A 15,475-nucleotide genomic window follows, 5' to 3' on the forward strand; every position below is an offset into this window, starting at 1 on the left:
CCTCACCCCTTTCCGGGGCCGGGTCCCGCGTCTTCGGCCAGCTCCGGCCCGGCACGCCGCGACGGACCTGCCCCGGGCCCCGCCGGAGCGTGCTCCGCGAGACCGACGTCCGTCTCGCGGGACTCCTTGGAGTACAGGAACGCCACGAGCGAGATCACAGCGGTGCCCGCCATGAACAGGGCGACGAGCCACGGGTCGCCGTCCGCGTATCCGAGCAGCGCCGCGGCGATGAACGGCGAGAACCCGGCGAGCGCGGCACCGATCTCCCGCGAGGCCGCGAAGCCGGTGTAGCGCACGCGGGCCCCGAACAGCTCGGCGTAGAAGGCGGGCTGGACCGCGATCATCGGCGCCAGCCCGAGGGACGTCGCCAGGATCATCGCGAGCCAGATGACGGCGGGCACGCCCGTGTCCAGCAGCAGGAAGAACGGGTACGCGAACAGGCCGGTGAAGATCACGCTGAAGAGGTTGAGCGGCCTGCGTCCGATCCGGTCCGAGAGGGCGCCGTACACCGGCTGAAGGGCGATCACGACCAGCCCGAACGAGATCACCCCGGTGAGAGCAACCCACTTGGGCTGCTCGACCTGGACCGTCAGGTACGACACGGAGAACGTCGCGTAAATGTAGACGACGGACGTGTCGCAGATGTGCGCGCCGATGCCCACGAGGAAGCTGCGCGGGTAGCGCTTCAGCGCCTCGCGCACCGGCAGCTTCACCACGTCCCGCTCCGCCTTCATCCGCCGGAAGACCGGTGATTCGGCCACCCGCAGCCGCAGGTAGAGCGAGACGGCGATCAGTACGAAGCTGAACAGGAACGGCAGCCGCCATCCCCACGACTGCTGGCTCGCCTGCGGCATCAGCCCCACCAGCAGGAAGACCACCATGCCCAGTACGAGCCCGATCTGGACGCCCATCTGCGCGAACGAGGCGTAGAAGCCGCGCCGTTCGGCGGGCGCGTGCTCCGCGAGCAGGGTCGACGCGCCGCCGAACTCGGCCCCGGCGCCCAGCCCCTGGCACACCCGCATGAGGGTCAGCAGCACCGGCGCCGCGACGCCGATCGACCCGTACGTCGGCAGCAGGCCGATCACGCCGGTGGACAGGCCCATCACGAGCGTCGTCAGCACGAGCGTGGACCGCCTGCCGATGCGGTCGCCCAGCGCTCCGAAGAAGAAGCCGCCGACGGGGCGGAAGACGAAGCCGACGCCGAAGGTCGCCAGTCCGATGAGCGTCCCCATGGCCGGGTCGTCCTGGACGAAGAAGAGGTCGTTGAAGACGAGGACGACGGCGGTGCCGTAGATGAAGAAGTCGTACCACTCGAGCGCGGTGCCGACGACGGACGCGGTCACCACGCGCCGCAGCTCGCCGCCGGTTCCCGCGCCGCGCCCTTCTGGGACGTCCGCGCGGCTGGCTGTACTGGACATCGGCGTCTCCTCACGTCTCGCCGCAGCTCAATATTCCGCGTGAAGGAATTCCGTTCCGGAAATCCTGGAGGATGCCGAGATGCTGCCACAGGCCTCCGTGCCTGGGAACCCACCGCGCAGAGGAAGACCCGGCGCGCCTCCGCCCCGCCCGGCAGGCCCCGGGCCCCGCTCCGCACGCCCTGGACCCCTCTGCCGCCGCCCGTAGACTGGGGCGATGGCCAGTGAGGCGCGCCGTACCGCGGCAGACAAGACACTCGACGTGCTGGAGGCGCTGGCCCGGCACCGCAGCATCGCCGAGATCTCCGAAGCCACCTCGCTGCCCAAGCCGACGGTCCACCGCATCCTGCAGACCCTCGTCCAGCGCGGCTTCGCCCGGTACCTGGGGCGCGGCAGCTACACCGGCGGCCCCCGCATCCTCACCCTCGTCGGCAGCCACCAGCGCGAGGTCGACCTCCCCAACCAGGTGCTGCCCACCCTGGAGGAGCTCCGCGAAGAGACGGACTGGACGGTCCACTTCGCGCTGCTCACCGGGGACGAAGCGGTCTACGCCGCGAAGCTGGAGGCCGACAGGCCCTACCGGCTGGCCTCCCGCGTCGGCATGAGCCTCGCCCTGCACTCCACGTCCGTCGGGAAGTCCGTCCTGGCCGCCCTGCCGGAGGAGTCGGTGCTCGCGCTGCTGAAGCGCACCGGCATGCCGGCACGTACGGAGCGCACGCACACCGACCCCGCCCGGCTCCTGGAGGAACTGGCCGCGGTACGCCGCCGCGGGTACGCCGAGGACCACGAGGAGAACGAGGCCGGCGTCATCGCCGTGGGCGCACCGGTCTTCGACCACTCGGGCACGGCCGTCGGCGGCATGAGCGCGGCCACCCTCGGCAGCTTCTCGGACGAGGACGCCCTCGCCGGGTGCGGGCAGGCCGTGGCCGCCGCCGCCCGGCGCTTCTCGCTGACGCTCGGTGCCCCCGCACACCGCAGCGGCCTGACGCCCGGACAGCCCGACGCCCCGTCCTGAGCACCACGGCCCCGTACCGCCCCGTCACAACTCCCCGGCCGCCCCGGCACCGGCACACCGCCCGATCCCGCACCGCCGGACGGCGCCTGTGGCATGGTGGGCAGACCGCGCGCCGCCGATCCAGCGCGGTCACGGCCGGACCGGTGAGGAGAGCGCATGGTGATCAGCCGCACGGCGTCGCCCTCACGCCGGTCCGTCCGCCTGATCGGCGTCCTCTTCGCCGTGGTCCTGGCCGTACTCGGCGGCACCTCGCCCGTCGCGGCGGCCCCGCACCAGCCGGTCCAGGCTGCCGGAGCGCACGCGGTCAGCGCCGCGCCCGGACCCGACGCGGCGGACGACGCGTTCCACATGCGGGTGGCGCGTTCCGCTCCGCCCCTGCTCGCCGGCCAGCCCGACGCTCCGCTCCTGCCCGAGGCAGCGCGGGAGAACCCGGCCTGGGACCGCTCCGTCCTCCCGGCGCCGCCCTCCGTCTCGGCCGCGCACCTCGCGCACCGGTCGCCGCGCCACGGGCGCGCACCCCCTTCCCCGGCAGGCATCTGACACCCGGCGGTCGCACGCGCTGACGCGGTGAACCGGCGCCCCGCGCCCGGTACTCCCGCGTCCGTCCCGCGCGTCGCCGGCATCACCCGGCGGCCCCTCCGCTTCGCGCCGAGGGCGCCCCGGACCCCAAGCCGACCAGCACCGGAGTCCGTCCCGGACGGCTGCCGGTGTGCCTGTGCAGGAGGAAGAACACCCATGACTCGCGCCAACAGGGTGCGGGCGGTGATCGCGCTTGCCGTCATGGCTCTGGCCGCGGTACTCGCCGTCACGAAACAGCCCCGCCTGGGCATCGATCTGCGCGGCGGTACGCAGATCGTCCTCGAAGCCCGCGACTCCGCCGGATCGAAAGCCACGTCCCGGACGACGGACGACGCCATGGAGGTGCTGCGCCAGCGCGTCGACTCGCTGGGCGTCGCTGAACCGACCCTCGTCCGCTCCGGCGAGACCCGCATCATCGTCGAACTGCCGGGACTCCAGGACCCGCGTGAAGCCGCCGAGGTCCTCGGCCGCACGGCCCAGCTCACCTTCCACCCCGTCAAGGGCACCCCGCCCAAGGGCACCGGCGAGAAGCCTTCCCGGGCGGGCGAGGGCGGCGTGCTGCCCGACGAGTCCGGGCGGCGCGTGCAGGTCGGCGACGCCGCGATGACCGGGAAGGAGGTGAAGGCCGCCGAGGCGGCCATCGACTCCCAGCGGGGTTCCGGCTGGTTCATCGACCTGGGTTTCCGGTCGAAGGGCAAGGACACCTGGGCCGAACTGACCGGCAAGGCCGCCTGCGCCGCTCCCGGCGATCCGCAGCGGCGCGTCGCGATCGTGCTGGACGAGAAGGTCATCTCGTCGCCGCAGATCGACCCGTCCGTCCAGTGCGACCAGGGCATCAAGGGCGGGAACACCCAGATCACGGGCGACTTCAGCGAGGCGGGCGCCAAGGAACTCGCCACGCTGATCGAGGGCGGCGCCCTCCCCGTGCCGGTCGAGGTCATCGAGCAGCGCACCGTCGGCCCGACGCTCGGCGCGGAGGCCATCGAGGCGAGCGCGTGGGCCGCCGTGATCGGCGTGCTGCTCACCTCGGCGTTCATCGTCGCCGTCTACCGGCTGCTCGGCCTCCTCACCGCGATCGGCCTGCTCTGCTACGGACTGATCTCGTACGCGGCGCTGCTGGCGTTCGGAGCGACGCTCACCCTTCCCGGCCTCGCGGGCTTCGTCCTCGCGATCGGCATGGCCGTCGACGCGAACGTCCTCGTCTTCGAGCGTGCCCGCGAGGAGTACGCGTCCGCGCCGCCCCGGCGGAGAAGTCTGCGGACCGCCACGCTGAAGGGGTTCCGCGGCGCCTTCGGCGCGGTCGTCGACTCCAACGTCACGACGCTGCTCGCCGCACTGCTGCTGTTCACCCTCGCCTCCGGGCCGGTGCGCGGCTTCGGGGTGACGCTGTCGATCGGCGTGCTGGCCTCGATGGTCAGTGCGCTGGTCATCACCCGGGTACTGGCGGACTCCGTGGTGGCCCGCCGCGCCGTCCGCGCCCGCCCGAAGCTGACGGGTCTGGCCTCGCTCGGCCGGGTACGCACAAGGCTGACCGAGCGTGCCCCCGACTGGATGCGGCACGGGCGGCGGTGGCTTGCCTTCTCGTCCCTCGCGGTGCTGGCCGCGGTCGCCGGGATCGTGCTGCGCGGGCTCGACTTCGGCGTCGAGTTCACCGGCGGCCGGCTGGTGGAGTACACGACGTCCTCGGCCGTCGCCCCCGAGCAGGCCCGTGCCGCGCTCGCGGACGCCGGCATCCCGGACGCGCTCGTGCAGAGCTCGGGCGGCGAGGAGATCTCCGTGCGCTCGGAGCACCTCACCAACGAGCAGGAGGCGACGGTACGTTCGACACTCGCCGAGCTCGGCGGAGAGGCCGACAAGGTGCGCGACGAACTGTTCGGGCCGAGCCTCGGCGACGAGCTGCGCCAGAACGCCCTGATCGCCCTGGCCGTGGCCCTCTCGGCACAGCTGGCCTACCTCGCGTTCCGCTTCCGCTGGACGTTCTCGGCCGCCTCGGTCCTCGCGCTCGCCCACGACGCCGTCATCCTCGTCGGGGCGTTCGCCTGGCTGGGCAAACCGGTGGACGGGGTGTTCCTCGCGGCGCTGCTCACCGTGATCGGCTACTCGGTCAACGACTCGGTCGTCATCTTCGACCGCGTCCGCAGCGAGGGACGCACCCCGCGCGGGACGGCGTTCCGCGACATCGTCAACAGGGCTGTCGTACGGACGGTGCCGCGCACCCTCAACACCGGTATGGGGGCGCTGTTCATCGTCGCCGCGCTCGCCGCGCTGGGAGGCGACTCGCTCAACGACTTCGCCGTGGCCCTGCTCATCGGCATCGTCGTCGGCTCGTACTCGTCGATGTTCGTCGGGGCGCCGCTCGCCGTCGAGTTCGAGAAGCGCCGGGACCCCGGGAAGCCCGGCCGCGGCGGGGCCGGAGGCCGCAACGCGAGCGCCAAGCGGCCCAAGGAGGGCGGTGGTTCCGGAAGCCGGCCGCCGGAGCCGCGGCCACGTGAACCGCACAAGCGGCCGCGGGGGCGGCGGCCGGACGACAACGGCGCCCGCGTCTGACATGCCGAAGGCGGCACCCCGGTGCTCCGGGATGCCGCCCTCGGTCCTCGACCTGCCCGGCTGGTGCGGGCGGGACTGCTGACCGCTGCGCGATCAGAAGTCCATGCCACCGCCCATGCCACCGGTCGGGTCGGCCGCACCCGCGGCCGCCTTCTCCGGCTTGTCGGCGATGACGGCCTCCGTCGTCAGGAAGAGCGCCGCGATGGAGGCGGCGTTCTGCAGCGCGGAGCGCGTGACCTTGGCCGGGTCGTTGATGCCCTCGGCCAGCATGTCGACGTACTCGCCGGTCGCGGCGTTGAGGCCGTGACCCTTCTTCAGGTTCCGCACCTTCTCCGTCACGACGCCGCCCTCGAGACCGGCGTTGATCGCGATCTGCTTGAGCGGAGCCTCCAGCGCGTACTTGACGGCCTGTGCACCGGTCGCCTCGTCGCCCTCCAGCTCCAGCTTCTCGAAGACGCTGGAAGCCTGGAGCAGAGCCACGCCACCACCGGCGACGATGCCCTCCTCGACGGCTGCCTTGGCGTTGCGCACCGCGTCCTCGATGCGGTGCTTGCGCTCCTTGAGCTCCACCTCGGTGGCGGCACCGGCCTTGATGACGGCGACGCCGCCGGCCAGCTTGGCCAGACGCTCCTGGAGCTTCTCGCGGTCGTAGTCCGAGTCGGAGTTGTCGATCTCCGCACGGATCTGCGCGACGCGGCCGGCGACCTGCTCGCTGTCACCCGCGCCGTCGACGATGGTCGTCTCGTCCTTGGTGATGACGACCTTGCGGGCGCGGCCCAGCAGGTCCAGCCCGGCGTTCTCCAGCTTGAGGCCGACCTCTTCGGAGATGACCGTGCCGCCGGTGAGGATGGCGATGTCGCCCAGCATGGCCTTGCGGCGGTCGCCGAAGCCCGGGGCCTTCACGGCCACGGACTTGAAGGTGCCGCGGATCTTGTTGACGACCAGCGTGGACAGGGCCTCGCCCTCGACGTCCTCGGCGATGATCAGCAGCGGCTTGCCGGACTGCATGACCTTCTCCAGCAGCGGCAGCAGGTCCTTCACGCTGCCGATCTTGGAGTTGACGATGAGGATGTAGGGGTCCTCGAGCTCCGCCTCCATGCGCTCCATGTCGGTGGCGAAGTACGCGGAGATGTAGCCCTTGTCGAAGCGCATGCCCTCGGTGAGCTCCAGCTCCAGCCCGAAGGTCTGCGACTCCTCGACGGTGATGACGCCTTCCTTGCCGACCTTGTCCATCGCCTCGGCGATGAGCTCGCCGATCTGGGGGTCGCCGGCGGAGATGGAGGCGGTGGAGGCGATCTGCTCCTTGGTCTCCACGTCCTTGGCCTGCTCCAGCAGGGCGGCGGAGACGGCCTCGGTGGCGCGCTCGATGCCGCGCTTCAGGGCCATCGGGTTGGCGCCCGCGGCGACGTTGCGCAGACCTTCCTTGACGAGCGCCTGGGCCAGGACGGTCGCGGTCGTCGTGCCGTCACCGGCGACGTCGTCCGTCTTCTTCGCGACCTCCTTGACCAGCTCGGCGCCGATCTTCTCGTAGGAGTCCTCGAGCTCGATCTCCTTGGCGATGGAGACACCGTCGTTGGTGATCGTGGGAGCGCCCCACTTCTTCTCCAGCACGACGTTCCGGCCCTTGGGGCCGAGCGTGACCTTGACGGCGTCGGCGAGCTGGTTCATCCCGCGCTCGAGGCCGCGCCGCGCCTCCTCGTCGAACGCGATGATCTTGGCCATGTGAAGTGGTCCCTCCCGGACTGGGGATCCCCCTGCACAACCAGGGGACGGGGCTGTCCGGACCGCGCTGGTGCCCGCGACGGACGGCACGCTCACCGCGTGGTTCCTTGCTCCACGCGGCGGACGAGCCTCACCGACCCGGTCCTTGTCTGTCACTCTCACTCGTAGAGTGCTAACGCAATGATTAGCACTCGACCCCTGCGAGTGCAAGCGCCCTCAGGACATCACGCCGGACGCCGGGGAGCGCCGGACGGCCCCTCCGGAAGCCGAGCCGCAGCACTGTGGACACGCGTAGAGGGGCCGCATCCCGAAACCGGGATGCGGCCCCTCCAGCAACTCTGCGCAGTGTGGCCGGCGCTCAGGCCGTCACGCGGACCATGTCAGCCTGCGGCCCCTTCTGCCCCTGCGAGATCTCGAACTCGACCCGCTGTCCTTCGTCCAGGGTGCGGTAGCCGTCCATCTGGATCGCGCTGTAGTGCACGAACACGTCCGCACCACCGTCGACCGCGATGAAGCCGTATCCCTTCTCCGCGTTGAACCACTTGACGGTGCCCTGAGCCATGCCTAACTCCCCTATTACTGGCCCTTGCACGAGCCCGCACTTCACGAACCCGGGTCAGAACTCGCCCCCGGCCGGCCCCCTCCCCCACGGCGGGAGCACGGGACACACGAGCCAGGACGCGTCGACCGCGGCTGAATGTATCTGCACGGACGCCCTCTGCAACAGGCCATGAAGACGAGAAATCTGGGCAGGGGCCGAGCGGTCGAATGCCCTCAACTCCCGGGAAACCAGGGCAAGAAGGGCCAGGCATAGTGCGCCAACACGACAATTGCCGCCCCGATTTCGCGCACAACTTGTCGCGTTCTCATATGCGTCCGGCACGTACCGGATCACTTGCGGGGCGGGGATTCCCCGCACTCTATCGCGGCCCAAGACGCGGAATCGCCCCCTCCGCTTCGGACTTGTCCTGGAAGGGGGCGATTCGCCGGTGCGGGTCGACGGAAGCGGCAGAGGGCCTTCACCGAGCCCTCACGACTCAGCAGCCGCCCGCCACCGCCGGGATGATCGAAACGCCCGCGCCGTCGGGCGTCGGGGTCTCGAGGCCCTGCTCGAACCGGACATCGTCGTCGTTCACGTACACATTGACGAAACGGCGCAGCTTGCCCGAGTCGTCCAGCACACGGGGGCCGATGCCGGTGTGGTTCTTCTCCAGGTCGGCCAGCACCTCCGAGAGCGTCGAGCCCTCGGCGCTCACCTCCGCCTGACCGCCGGTGTAGGTACGCAGGATGGTCGGAATACGGACGTTGACGCTCATGATGCGAGACCAGCCTCTCGGAAGGAGTCCAGGTTGGGGCGGATGACCGCGGACGGCCCCGTCGTCGGAGCCACCGCGTCCAGTGTCTTCAGTCCGTCGCCCGTGTTGAGGACGACGGTGGTGAGGGACGGGTCGAGCCGGCCCTCCTCGATGAGCTTCCTCGTGACGCCGACCGTCACACCGCCGGCCGTCTCGGCGAAGACGCCCTCCGTCCGCGCCAGCAGTTTGATGGCGTCGACGATCTGCGCGTCGGTGACGTCCTCCACGGCGCCGCCCGTCCTGCGGGCGATGTCCAGCACGTAGGGGCCGTCCGCCGGATTGCCGATGGCGAGCGACTTGGCGATCGTCTCCGGGCGGACGGGGCGCACGACGTCGTGCCCGTCCTTGAAGGCGCGGGAGACCGGGGAGCATCCCTCGGCCTGCGCGCCGAAGATCCTGTACGGCTTGTCCTCGACCAGCCCCAGGGCGACGAGCTCCTTCAGACCCTTGTCGATCTTGGTGAGCTGGGAGCCGGAGGCGATGGGCACGACGAGCTGGTCGGGCAGCTCCCAGCCGAGCTGCTCGCAGATCTCGTAGGCGAGCGTCTTGGAGCCCTCCGCGTAGTACGGGCGGAGGTTGACGTTGACGAAGCCCCAGCCCTCGCCGATCGGATCGCCGATGAGCTCAGAGCAGAAACGGTTCACGTCGTCGTAGGTGCCCTCGATGCCGACGAGGTCGCCGCCGTAGACCGCGGCCATGACGACCTTGCCCTGCTCCAGGTCGTGCGGGATGAACACGCACGAGCGCAGCCCCGCGCGGGCCGCCGCCGCACCGACCGCTCCCGCGAGGTTGCCCGTCGAGGAGCAGGAGAGGGTGGTGAAGCCGAAGGCGCGCGCGGCCTCCACGGCGATGGCGACGACGCGGTCCTTGAAGGAGTGCGTCGGGTTGCCGGAGTCGTCCTTGATGTGGAGGGAGCCGGTCACGCCGAGCTCGCGGGCGAGCCGGTCGGCCTTGACGAGCTTGGTGAAGCCGGGGTTGATGTTCGGCTTCGAGGCGACGTCCGCCGGAACGGGCAGAAGCGGTGCGTAGCGCCAGATGTTGTCGGGCCCGGCCTCGATCTGCTCGCGGAGCCGGGCGGGATCGCCGCCGGGGAAGTCGTATGCGATCTCCAGCGGCCCGAAACACGCCTCGCAGGCGAAGAGCGGACCGAGCGGCAGCCGCTCCCCGCATTCGCGGCAGCTGAGCGCGGCGGCGGGACCGAGCCGGACACCCGCGTCGCCGGGAAGGGGGGTGGACTGCTCGGAAGCAGCTTGAACAGCCATGATTCGGCGAGGCCCTTTCTCCTCATCTTCCCCGTGACGTATCTCGCCACGAGACGGAATTGGCACCTTCCCGAGCCGGGAGCCTCGCACTGGACATCAGCTGTGACGCTGGACGCGAGACCGGCCGGAGGGTTGCCGGGGCTTCAACGGGCCGTTCCCTCTGCCCCTCTGGATGAGCGGTATGAAGTTGTGGACGCCGTGTCGGCGGCCCGCGCAGTACGGCGGCGGGAGCCGGGCGGGACCCGGCATGCGGACGCCGTCCGCGTTGTTCAAGACTGTAGCCGACGGACCCGGCCGTTGAGACAGGCGTCCGAACCGCGAGATGGATCACAGGGAGTGCGTGCGTGCTGGAGGAAGTCGAGCAGTGGCTGAGGCATCGCTCCTGGTCGTGCGGCGAACGCCCGCCGGCGGTGCTGGCGGCCGCCAAACGCGCCACGGGCAGCCGCGTCAGCGTGGTCCTGCCGGCGCTCGACGAGGAGCGGACCGTCGGGGAGATCGTCTCGGTGATCCGCGGCGAGCTGATGGCGCCGGCGCTTCCCGTCCCGCTCGTGGACGAGCTGGTGGTGATGGACTCGGGTTCGTCCGACCGCACCTCGCAGGTGGCCGAAGACGCGGGCGCGAAGGTCGTGCACCGCGACGACGTGCTGCCGCGGCTGCCCGCGCTGCCCGGCAAGGGCGAGGTGCTGTGGCGTTCGCTGCTGGTGACGAGCGGCGACGTCGTCTGCTTCGTCGACGCCGACCTGCGGGACTTCTCCGCCCGCTTCGTCTCCGGCATCGTCGGGCCGCTGCTCACCGACCCGCGGCTCCAGCTCGTCAAGGCGATGTACGACCGCCCGCTGGGCGGCGACCCCTCGGGCGGCGGCCGGGTGACGGAGCTCGTCGCCCGCCCGCTGCTGAACCTCCACTGGCCGCGGCTGGCCGGCTTCGTCCAGCCCCTCGGCGGCGAGTACGCGGCACGGCGCACGCTGCTGGAGGAGCTGCCCTTCCCCGTCGGCTACGGCGTGGAACTCGGGCTGCTCGTCGACGCGTTGCACACCGCCGGGCTCGACGCGCTCGGCCAGGTCGACGTGGGCGTGCGCCACCACAGGCATCAGGACGGGCAGGCGCTGGGGCGGATGGCCGCGGCGATCCACCACACGGCGCAGGCGCGGCTGGCGCGCGGCGGCCGGCCGGCCCGCCCGACGCTCACGCAGTTCGAACGGGTCGGCGGCGGCGGAGGGTTCGGGGGCTTCGCACCGCGCAGCCACGCCGTGGACACCGTGGAGCGTCCGCCGATGCGGGAGATCCCGGAGTACGCGGCCCGGCATGCGGCGTAGGGCGCGGCGTCGGGGCGGGCGCCACGCGCGGCGCATGTCACGTCTGCGTGGATCTGTCCTCGGACGGAACAGCTAAGCTCCGGCCATGGCTGCCGACCGCTCCGCCCAGCAGGGAAACGCCCCGGCCCGCGTCCTCGTCGCCTCCAACCGCGGGCCCGTCTCGTACTCGAAGGCCGAGGACGGCTCGCTGTCCGTCAAGCGGGGCGGCGGAGGGCTCGTGTCGGGGCTGTCCGCGATCAGCGCGGAGAGCACCGGAGGCGACGGCGGCGGAGCGGTCTGGGTGTGCGCCGCGCTGGGCGACGGCGACCGCGAGGCGGCACGCCGCTTCGCGGGCAGGCTGGACCCCGCGGACACCGGCGGCCAGTCCGTGCGCATGCTGGAGATCCCGGCCGGAGACTTCGCCGACGCCTACAACGGGGTCGCCAACTCGGTGCTCTGGTTCGTGAACCACCTGCTGTACCAGACGCCCCTCGAACCGTCCTTCGACACGGAGTTCGAGCGGCAGTGGGCGGCGTACGAGCGCTACAACGGCGCCTTCGCCGACGCGCTCGCGGCGGAGGCCGCCGAGAACGCCGCGGTGATGGTGCAGGACTACCACCTCACGCTCGTCCCCGGCCTGCTGCGCCGCCTCCGTCCGGACCTGCGCATCGGGCACTTCTCGCACACCCCCTGGGCGCCGCCGGACTACTACCGGATGCTGCCCGACGCCGTCGGCGGCGAGGTGCTGCGCGGCATCCTCGGCGCGGACCGCGCCGCGTTCCTGACCCGGCGCTGGGCGGCAGCCTTCGCCGACTGCTGCGAGCGGCTGCTCGGCGCGGACGTCCGGACGGACGAGCCCACCGGCGAGCTCCTCGTCACGCTGGAGGGCCGCACGACCCGGCTCGGGGTGCACGGCCTCGGCGCGGACGCCGGGTTCCTGCGGGAGCGCGCCAACCGCGAGGACGTCTACGACCGGATCGCGGCGCTGCGCGAGGAGATCGGCAGCGGACCGGACGGGAAACCGCGGCGGGCGCTCGTACGCGTCGACCGCACCGAGCTGTCCAAGAACATCGTGCGCGGACTGCACGCCTACCGCCGCCTCCTCGACGACCACCCCGAGTGGCGCGAACGAGTCGTGCACCTCGCACTCGCCTACCCGTCCCGGCAGGACCTGGCCGTCTACCGCGACTACATGGACGAGGTGTCCCGCGTCGCCGACGAGATCAACTCGGCGTACGGAACGGACGGCTGGACGCCCGTCGTGCTGTTCCTCAAGGACGACTTCGCGCGTTCCCTCGCCGCCTACCGGCTGGCCGACGTGGCGCTGGTCAACCCCATCCGGGACGGCATGAACCTCGTGGCCAAGGAGGTGCCCGTCGTCTCCGACGAGGGCTGCGCGCTCGTGCTCTCGCGGGAGGCCGGAGCGTACGAGGAGATGGGCGGGGACGCCCTGGTGGTCAACCCGTACGACATCGCGGACACCGCACGCGCCCTGCACGAGGGCCTCACGATGGATCCCGCCGAGCGCACGGAGCGCACCCGGCGGCTCGCCTCGGCGGCCACGGCGCTGCCGCCGGACCGCTGGTTCCTCGACCAACTGCACGCGCTTTAGGGCGCGTCGGGGCCCGCCGCACCGTCGGCAAGAGACGCCGCCAGCGACTCCAGGAGCCGGACCACGCCGGACGGGCCGTCGACGACGACGTCCGCCCGGTCGGCGACCTCCGGAACGCTCTCGCCCGTCTCACCGCCGCCGCTGCACACCAGCAGGCCGGGCACGCCCTCGCCGCGCAGCTTCTCCACGGCGGCGAACGCGGCGAGGTCCCCCAGGTCGTCGCCGCCGTACAGCACCGCGCCGCCGCCGGCCTCGCGCACGTACGCCTCCAGCGCCGCGCCCTTGTCGGCTCCCGGGGCACGCAACTCCAGGACCATGCGGCCGGGTTCGACGAGCAGTCCGTGCCGCTCGGCCAGCGCCCGCAGCGGGCCGCTCAGGAGGGCGAACGCGGCGGCGGGGTCGTCGGTGCGCCGGGTGTGGACGGCGACCGCCCTGCCCTTGTCCTCGACCGCCGTGCCGGGAGGCGCCCCCGACTCCCGCAGCAGACCGGGCAGTTCGGCCCGTACGGCCGCGACGCCGGGCGGCTGGGGCGCCGCGGTGAGCGAGCCGGTGGCGGCGTCCCAGCGTTCCGCCCCGTACGCGCCGAGGACGGTGAGGTGTTCGAGGCCCTCGACGCCTTCGAGCCCCGCGTAGCGCACGGCGTCCGCCGCCGGGCGCCCCGTGATGACCGCCACCGCGCACAGCCGCGGCGCGAGGCCGGAGAGCACGGGGACGGCGCCGGGATGGGCGCGGGCGTCGCGGGGGTCGGGGACGATGGGCGCCAGCGTGCCGTCGAAGTCGAGAGCGACGACAGCACGCCCGGGGTCGCCCGTGATCGCGTCGAGGCCCTCGCGCCCCGCGGCGGTACGGGGGGTGGGTAGGGCTGCCATAGTGCGAGCCTATCGGCAGCTCAGGGGCACGGCGGCATGGCGCGTGCCTGGTCCCGCCGTGCCGCGTGTGCCGCGTGTGCCGCGTGTGCCGCGTGTGCCGCCGAGGCGGTTCTAGCGGCGCGCGCGTTGCTCCTCGCGTCTGCGGAGGAGGCGGTTGACGGTCACCGGGTCGTGGGCGAGGGCGTTCCGGTCGTCGAGCAGGGCGTTGAGGAGCTGGTAGTAGCGGGTGGGCGACATGTCCAACTGCTCGCGTATCGCGCGCTCTTTGACGCCGGGGCCGCTCCAGCCGCGGCGTTCCAGGGCCAGTACGGCGACGTCGCGCGCCGAGAGGCCGTGCGGCAGAGGGGGCTCGGCGGGCCCACCGGCTTCCGGCCCGCCGGCCGCTCCGTCAGCCGCCGGCTCCCCGGAGGGCCGTTCCTCCGGGGCCGCCGCCGTACCGTCCGCTTCGGCGCTCATCCGTCCAATCTAACTCCCGGCCCGGACACGGCCGTCGGCCGTTCCGGCCGCTAGCGCGCCCGCGTCGCGGAGTCCTCCGCCTCCGCCTTCCGCTGGATGACGCCCAGCACGGCCGCCGGGTCCGTTCCTCGTTCGAGCACGTTCCCCACGGACGTCTTGAGCTCGCGGCTGACCCGGGCCCACGAGACCTTGCCCACGGGGTAGAACTCCGCACCGGGCAGCTGGTCCTGGAACCGGCGCAGCCGCTTGTGCTCGGGCGCCGCCCGCATCCGCTCGTTCGCGGAGGTCGTCACGGGGAGCAGGTCGTACCGGTCGACGAAGGTGTAGTGGTTCCTCTCCTCGAAGACGAACTCCAGGAACCTGCCCGCCTCTTCACGGCGGCCGCCCTGCTTGAAGGCCATGATCCAGTCGGCGACGCCGAGCGTCGTGTCGGCCGGGCCCTCGTCGCCCGGCAGGACCGCGGTGCCGTAGTCCACCCCGCCGGCGGCGGCTTCCTTCATCAGCTTGGGGTGGCCGTTGAGCATCCCGACCCGGCCGCTGGTGAAGGCGTCGAACACGTCCTGCCGGTCGGTGCTCCCCGGGGAGCGGTTGGTCAGCCCCCTGCCGACGAGGTTCTCCCGCATCCACTCGAAGGTCCTGATGTTGGCCGGGGCGTCGATGGTCCAGGCCCCGGCCTTGTCGGTGTAGCCGCCTCCGCCGCCGAGGACCCACATCAGCGCCTCCGCCGGAGCCTCCTCCCGGCCGAGCGGGAGCCCGTACGGGACACGCACCCCGGCGGCCTTCAGCCGCCTGGCCGTGCGCACCAGCTGGCCCCAGTCGCGGGGCGGCTTCGACGGGTCCAGACCGGCCTTGGCGAAGAGCTTCCGGTTGTAGAAGAGGAGCCTGGTGCTGGCGGCGAACGGCAGGCCGTACTGCACCCGCTCCACCTTGCCGGCTTCCGCCAGGCGCGGGAGGAAGTCGGCCTGCACGGGTATGGAGAGCAGCTCGTCGGCGCTGTAGAGCTTTCCGCCGGCGGCGTAGTCGGCGTAGGAGCCGAGCTGGGCGATGTCGGGGGCACGTCCCTCCGCGACCATCGCGGCCACTCTCTTGTCCACGTCCTTCCAGCTGAGGACGGTGACGTCGACGGCGACGCCGGGGTACCTCTGGTTGAACTTGCGGACGAGCGCGTCCCAGTAGCCCTGGGTGCTGTTGCCGCGGCGGGGCTCGCCGTAGTCGGCGGCGACCATCCTGAGGGTGACGCTCTCCGCGCTCGCCCCGGCACCGCATCCGGAGACCGCCAGGCCGCCGCCCGCTCCCGCCGCCGCCATGCCCAGAAAGCTCCGACGCTTCACAGCAACTACCCCTCACA

13 protein-coding genes and 1 riboswitch are annotated in these 15,475 nt (G+C 72.0%); of the genes, 5 read left to right on the forward strand and 8 right to left on the reverse strand.

What is annotated here, in order from left to right:
- Positions 1–2 precede the first annotated feature (2 nt).
- Positions 3–1,418, reverse strand: coding sequence for an MFS transporter (locus H181DRAFT_RS22190; RefSeq protein WP_074467994.1), 1,416 nt, complete (start codon positions 1,416–1,418; stop codon positions 3–5).
- Positions 1,419–1,632: 214 nt separating this feature from the next.
- On the opposite strand from H181DRAFT_RS22190, the gene H181DRAFT_RS22195 reads away from it, so the two are divergent.
- The 3 genes from H181DRAFT_RS22195 to secD all read left to right on the forward strand — a co-directional run bounded on the left by H181DRAFT_RS22195 (position 1,633) and on the right by secD (position 5,556).
- Positions 1,633–2,430, forward strand: coding sequence for an IclR family transcriptional regulator (locus tag H181DRAFT_RS22195; RefSeq protein WP_045861927.1), 798 nt, complete (start codon positions 1,633–1,635; stop codon positions 2,428–2,430).
- A gap of 156 nt (positions 2,431–2,586) precedes the next feature.
- Complete coding sequence (locus tag H181DRAFT_RS22200; protein ID WP_045861928.1) at positions 2,587–2,970, forward strand: hypothetical protein; 384 nt, start codon at positions 2,587–2,589, stop codon at positions 2,968–2,970.
- Between the two features lie 195 nt (positions 2,971–3,165).
- Positions 3,166–5,556 (forward strand): protein translocase subunit SecD, encoded by a 2,391-nt coding sequence (gene secD / locus H181DRAFT_RS22205; protein ID WP_045861929.1) that lies wholly within the window; start codon positions 3,166–3,168, stop codon positions 5,554–5,556.
- Between the two features lie 93 nt (positions 5,557–5,649).
- On the opposite strand, the gene groL is transcribed toward secD, so the two are convergent.
- The 4 genes from groL to thrC all read right to left on the reverse strand — a co-directional run bounded on the left by groL (position 5,650) and on the right by thrC (position 9,895).
- Positions 5,650–7,278, reverse strand: a complete 1,629-nt coding sequence (gene groL / locus H181DRAFT_RS22210; RefSeq protein WP_045861930.1) for a chaperonin GroEL — start codon at positions 7,276–7,278, stop codon at positions 5,650–5,652.
- A gap of 358 nt (positions 7,279–7,636) precedes the next feature.
- Positions 7,637–7,840 (reverse strand): cold-shock protein, encoded by a 204-nt coding sequence (locus H181DRAFT_RS22215; RefSeq protein WP_028429801.1) that lies wholly within the window; start codon positions 7,838–7,840, stop codon positions 7,637–7,639.
- Between the two features lie 475 nt (positions 7,841–8,315).
- Entirely contained in the window at positions 8,316–8,594 is a 279-nt protein-coding gene (locus tag H181DRAFT_RS22220) for a MoaD/ThiS family protein (protein ID WP_045861931.1), read from the reverse strand.
- Positions 8,591–9,895 (reverse strand): threonine synthase, encoded by a 1,305-nt coding sequence (gene thrC / locus H181DRAFT_RS22225; protein ID WP_045861932.1) that lies wholly within the window; start codon positions 9,893–9,895, stop codon positions 8,591–8,593. Before thrC ends, H181DRAFT_RS22220 begins: the two co-directional genes overlap by 4 nt.
- 19 nt (positions 9,896–9,914) lie before the next feature.
- A riboswitch (SAM riboswitch) is annotated at positions 9,915–10,074 on the reverse strand.
- Between the two features lie 165 nt (positions 10,075–10,239).
- On the opposite strand from thrC, the gene H181DRAFT_RS22230 reads away from it, so the two are divergent.
- Complete coding sequence (locus tag H181DRAFT_RS22230; RefSeq protein ID WP_045861933.1) at positions 10,240–11,211, forward strand: glucosyl-3-phosphoglycerate synthase; 972 nt, start codon at positions 10,240–10,242, stop codon at positions 11,209–11,211.
- An 85-nt stretch (positions 11,212–11,296) separates the two neighbouring features.
- Complete coding sequence (locus H181DRAFT_RS22235; protein WP_045861934.1) at positions 11,297–12,802, forward strand: alpha,alpha-trehalose-phosphate synthase (UDP-forming); 1,506 nt, start codon at positions 11,297–11,299, stop codon at positions 12,800–12,802.
- Here H181DRAFT_RS22235 and otsB read toward each other — a convergent pair.
- From otsB to H181DRAFT_RS22250, 3 genes are all read right to left on the reverse strand, one after another.
- On the reverse strand, positions 12,799–13,671 hold the full coding sequence (otsB, locus tag H181DRAFT_RS22240) for a trehalose-phosphatase (protein WP_045861935.1): 873 nt from the start codon (positions 13,669–13,671) through the stop codon (positions 12,799–12,801). The genes H181DRAFT_RS22235 and otsB overlap by 4 nt on opposite strands.
- Positions 13,672–13,782: 111 nt before the next feature.
- Positions 13,783–14,127, reverse strand: coding sequence for a DUF3263 domain-containing protein (locus tag H181DRAFT_RS22245; protein WP_078895362.1), 345 nt, complete (start codon positions 14,125–14,127; stop codon positions 13,783–13,785).
- Between the two features lie 50 nt (positions 14,128–14,177).
- The gene (locus tag H181DRAFT_RS22250) at positions 14,178–15,458 is read right to left on the reverse strand and encodes an extracellular solute-binding protein (RefSeq protein WP_045861936.1); all 1,281 of its coding nucleotides are present in this window, start codon (positions 15,456–15,458) and stop codon (positions 14,178–14,180) included.
- Between the last annotated feature and the right edge of the window lie 17 nt (positions 15,459–15,475).

The organism is Streptomyces sp. WMMB 714 (genome assembly GCF_900090125.1).
Lineage (GTDB): Bacteria > Actinomycetota > Actinomycetes > Streptomycetales > Streptomycetaceae > Streptomyces > Streptomyces daqingensis.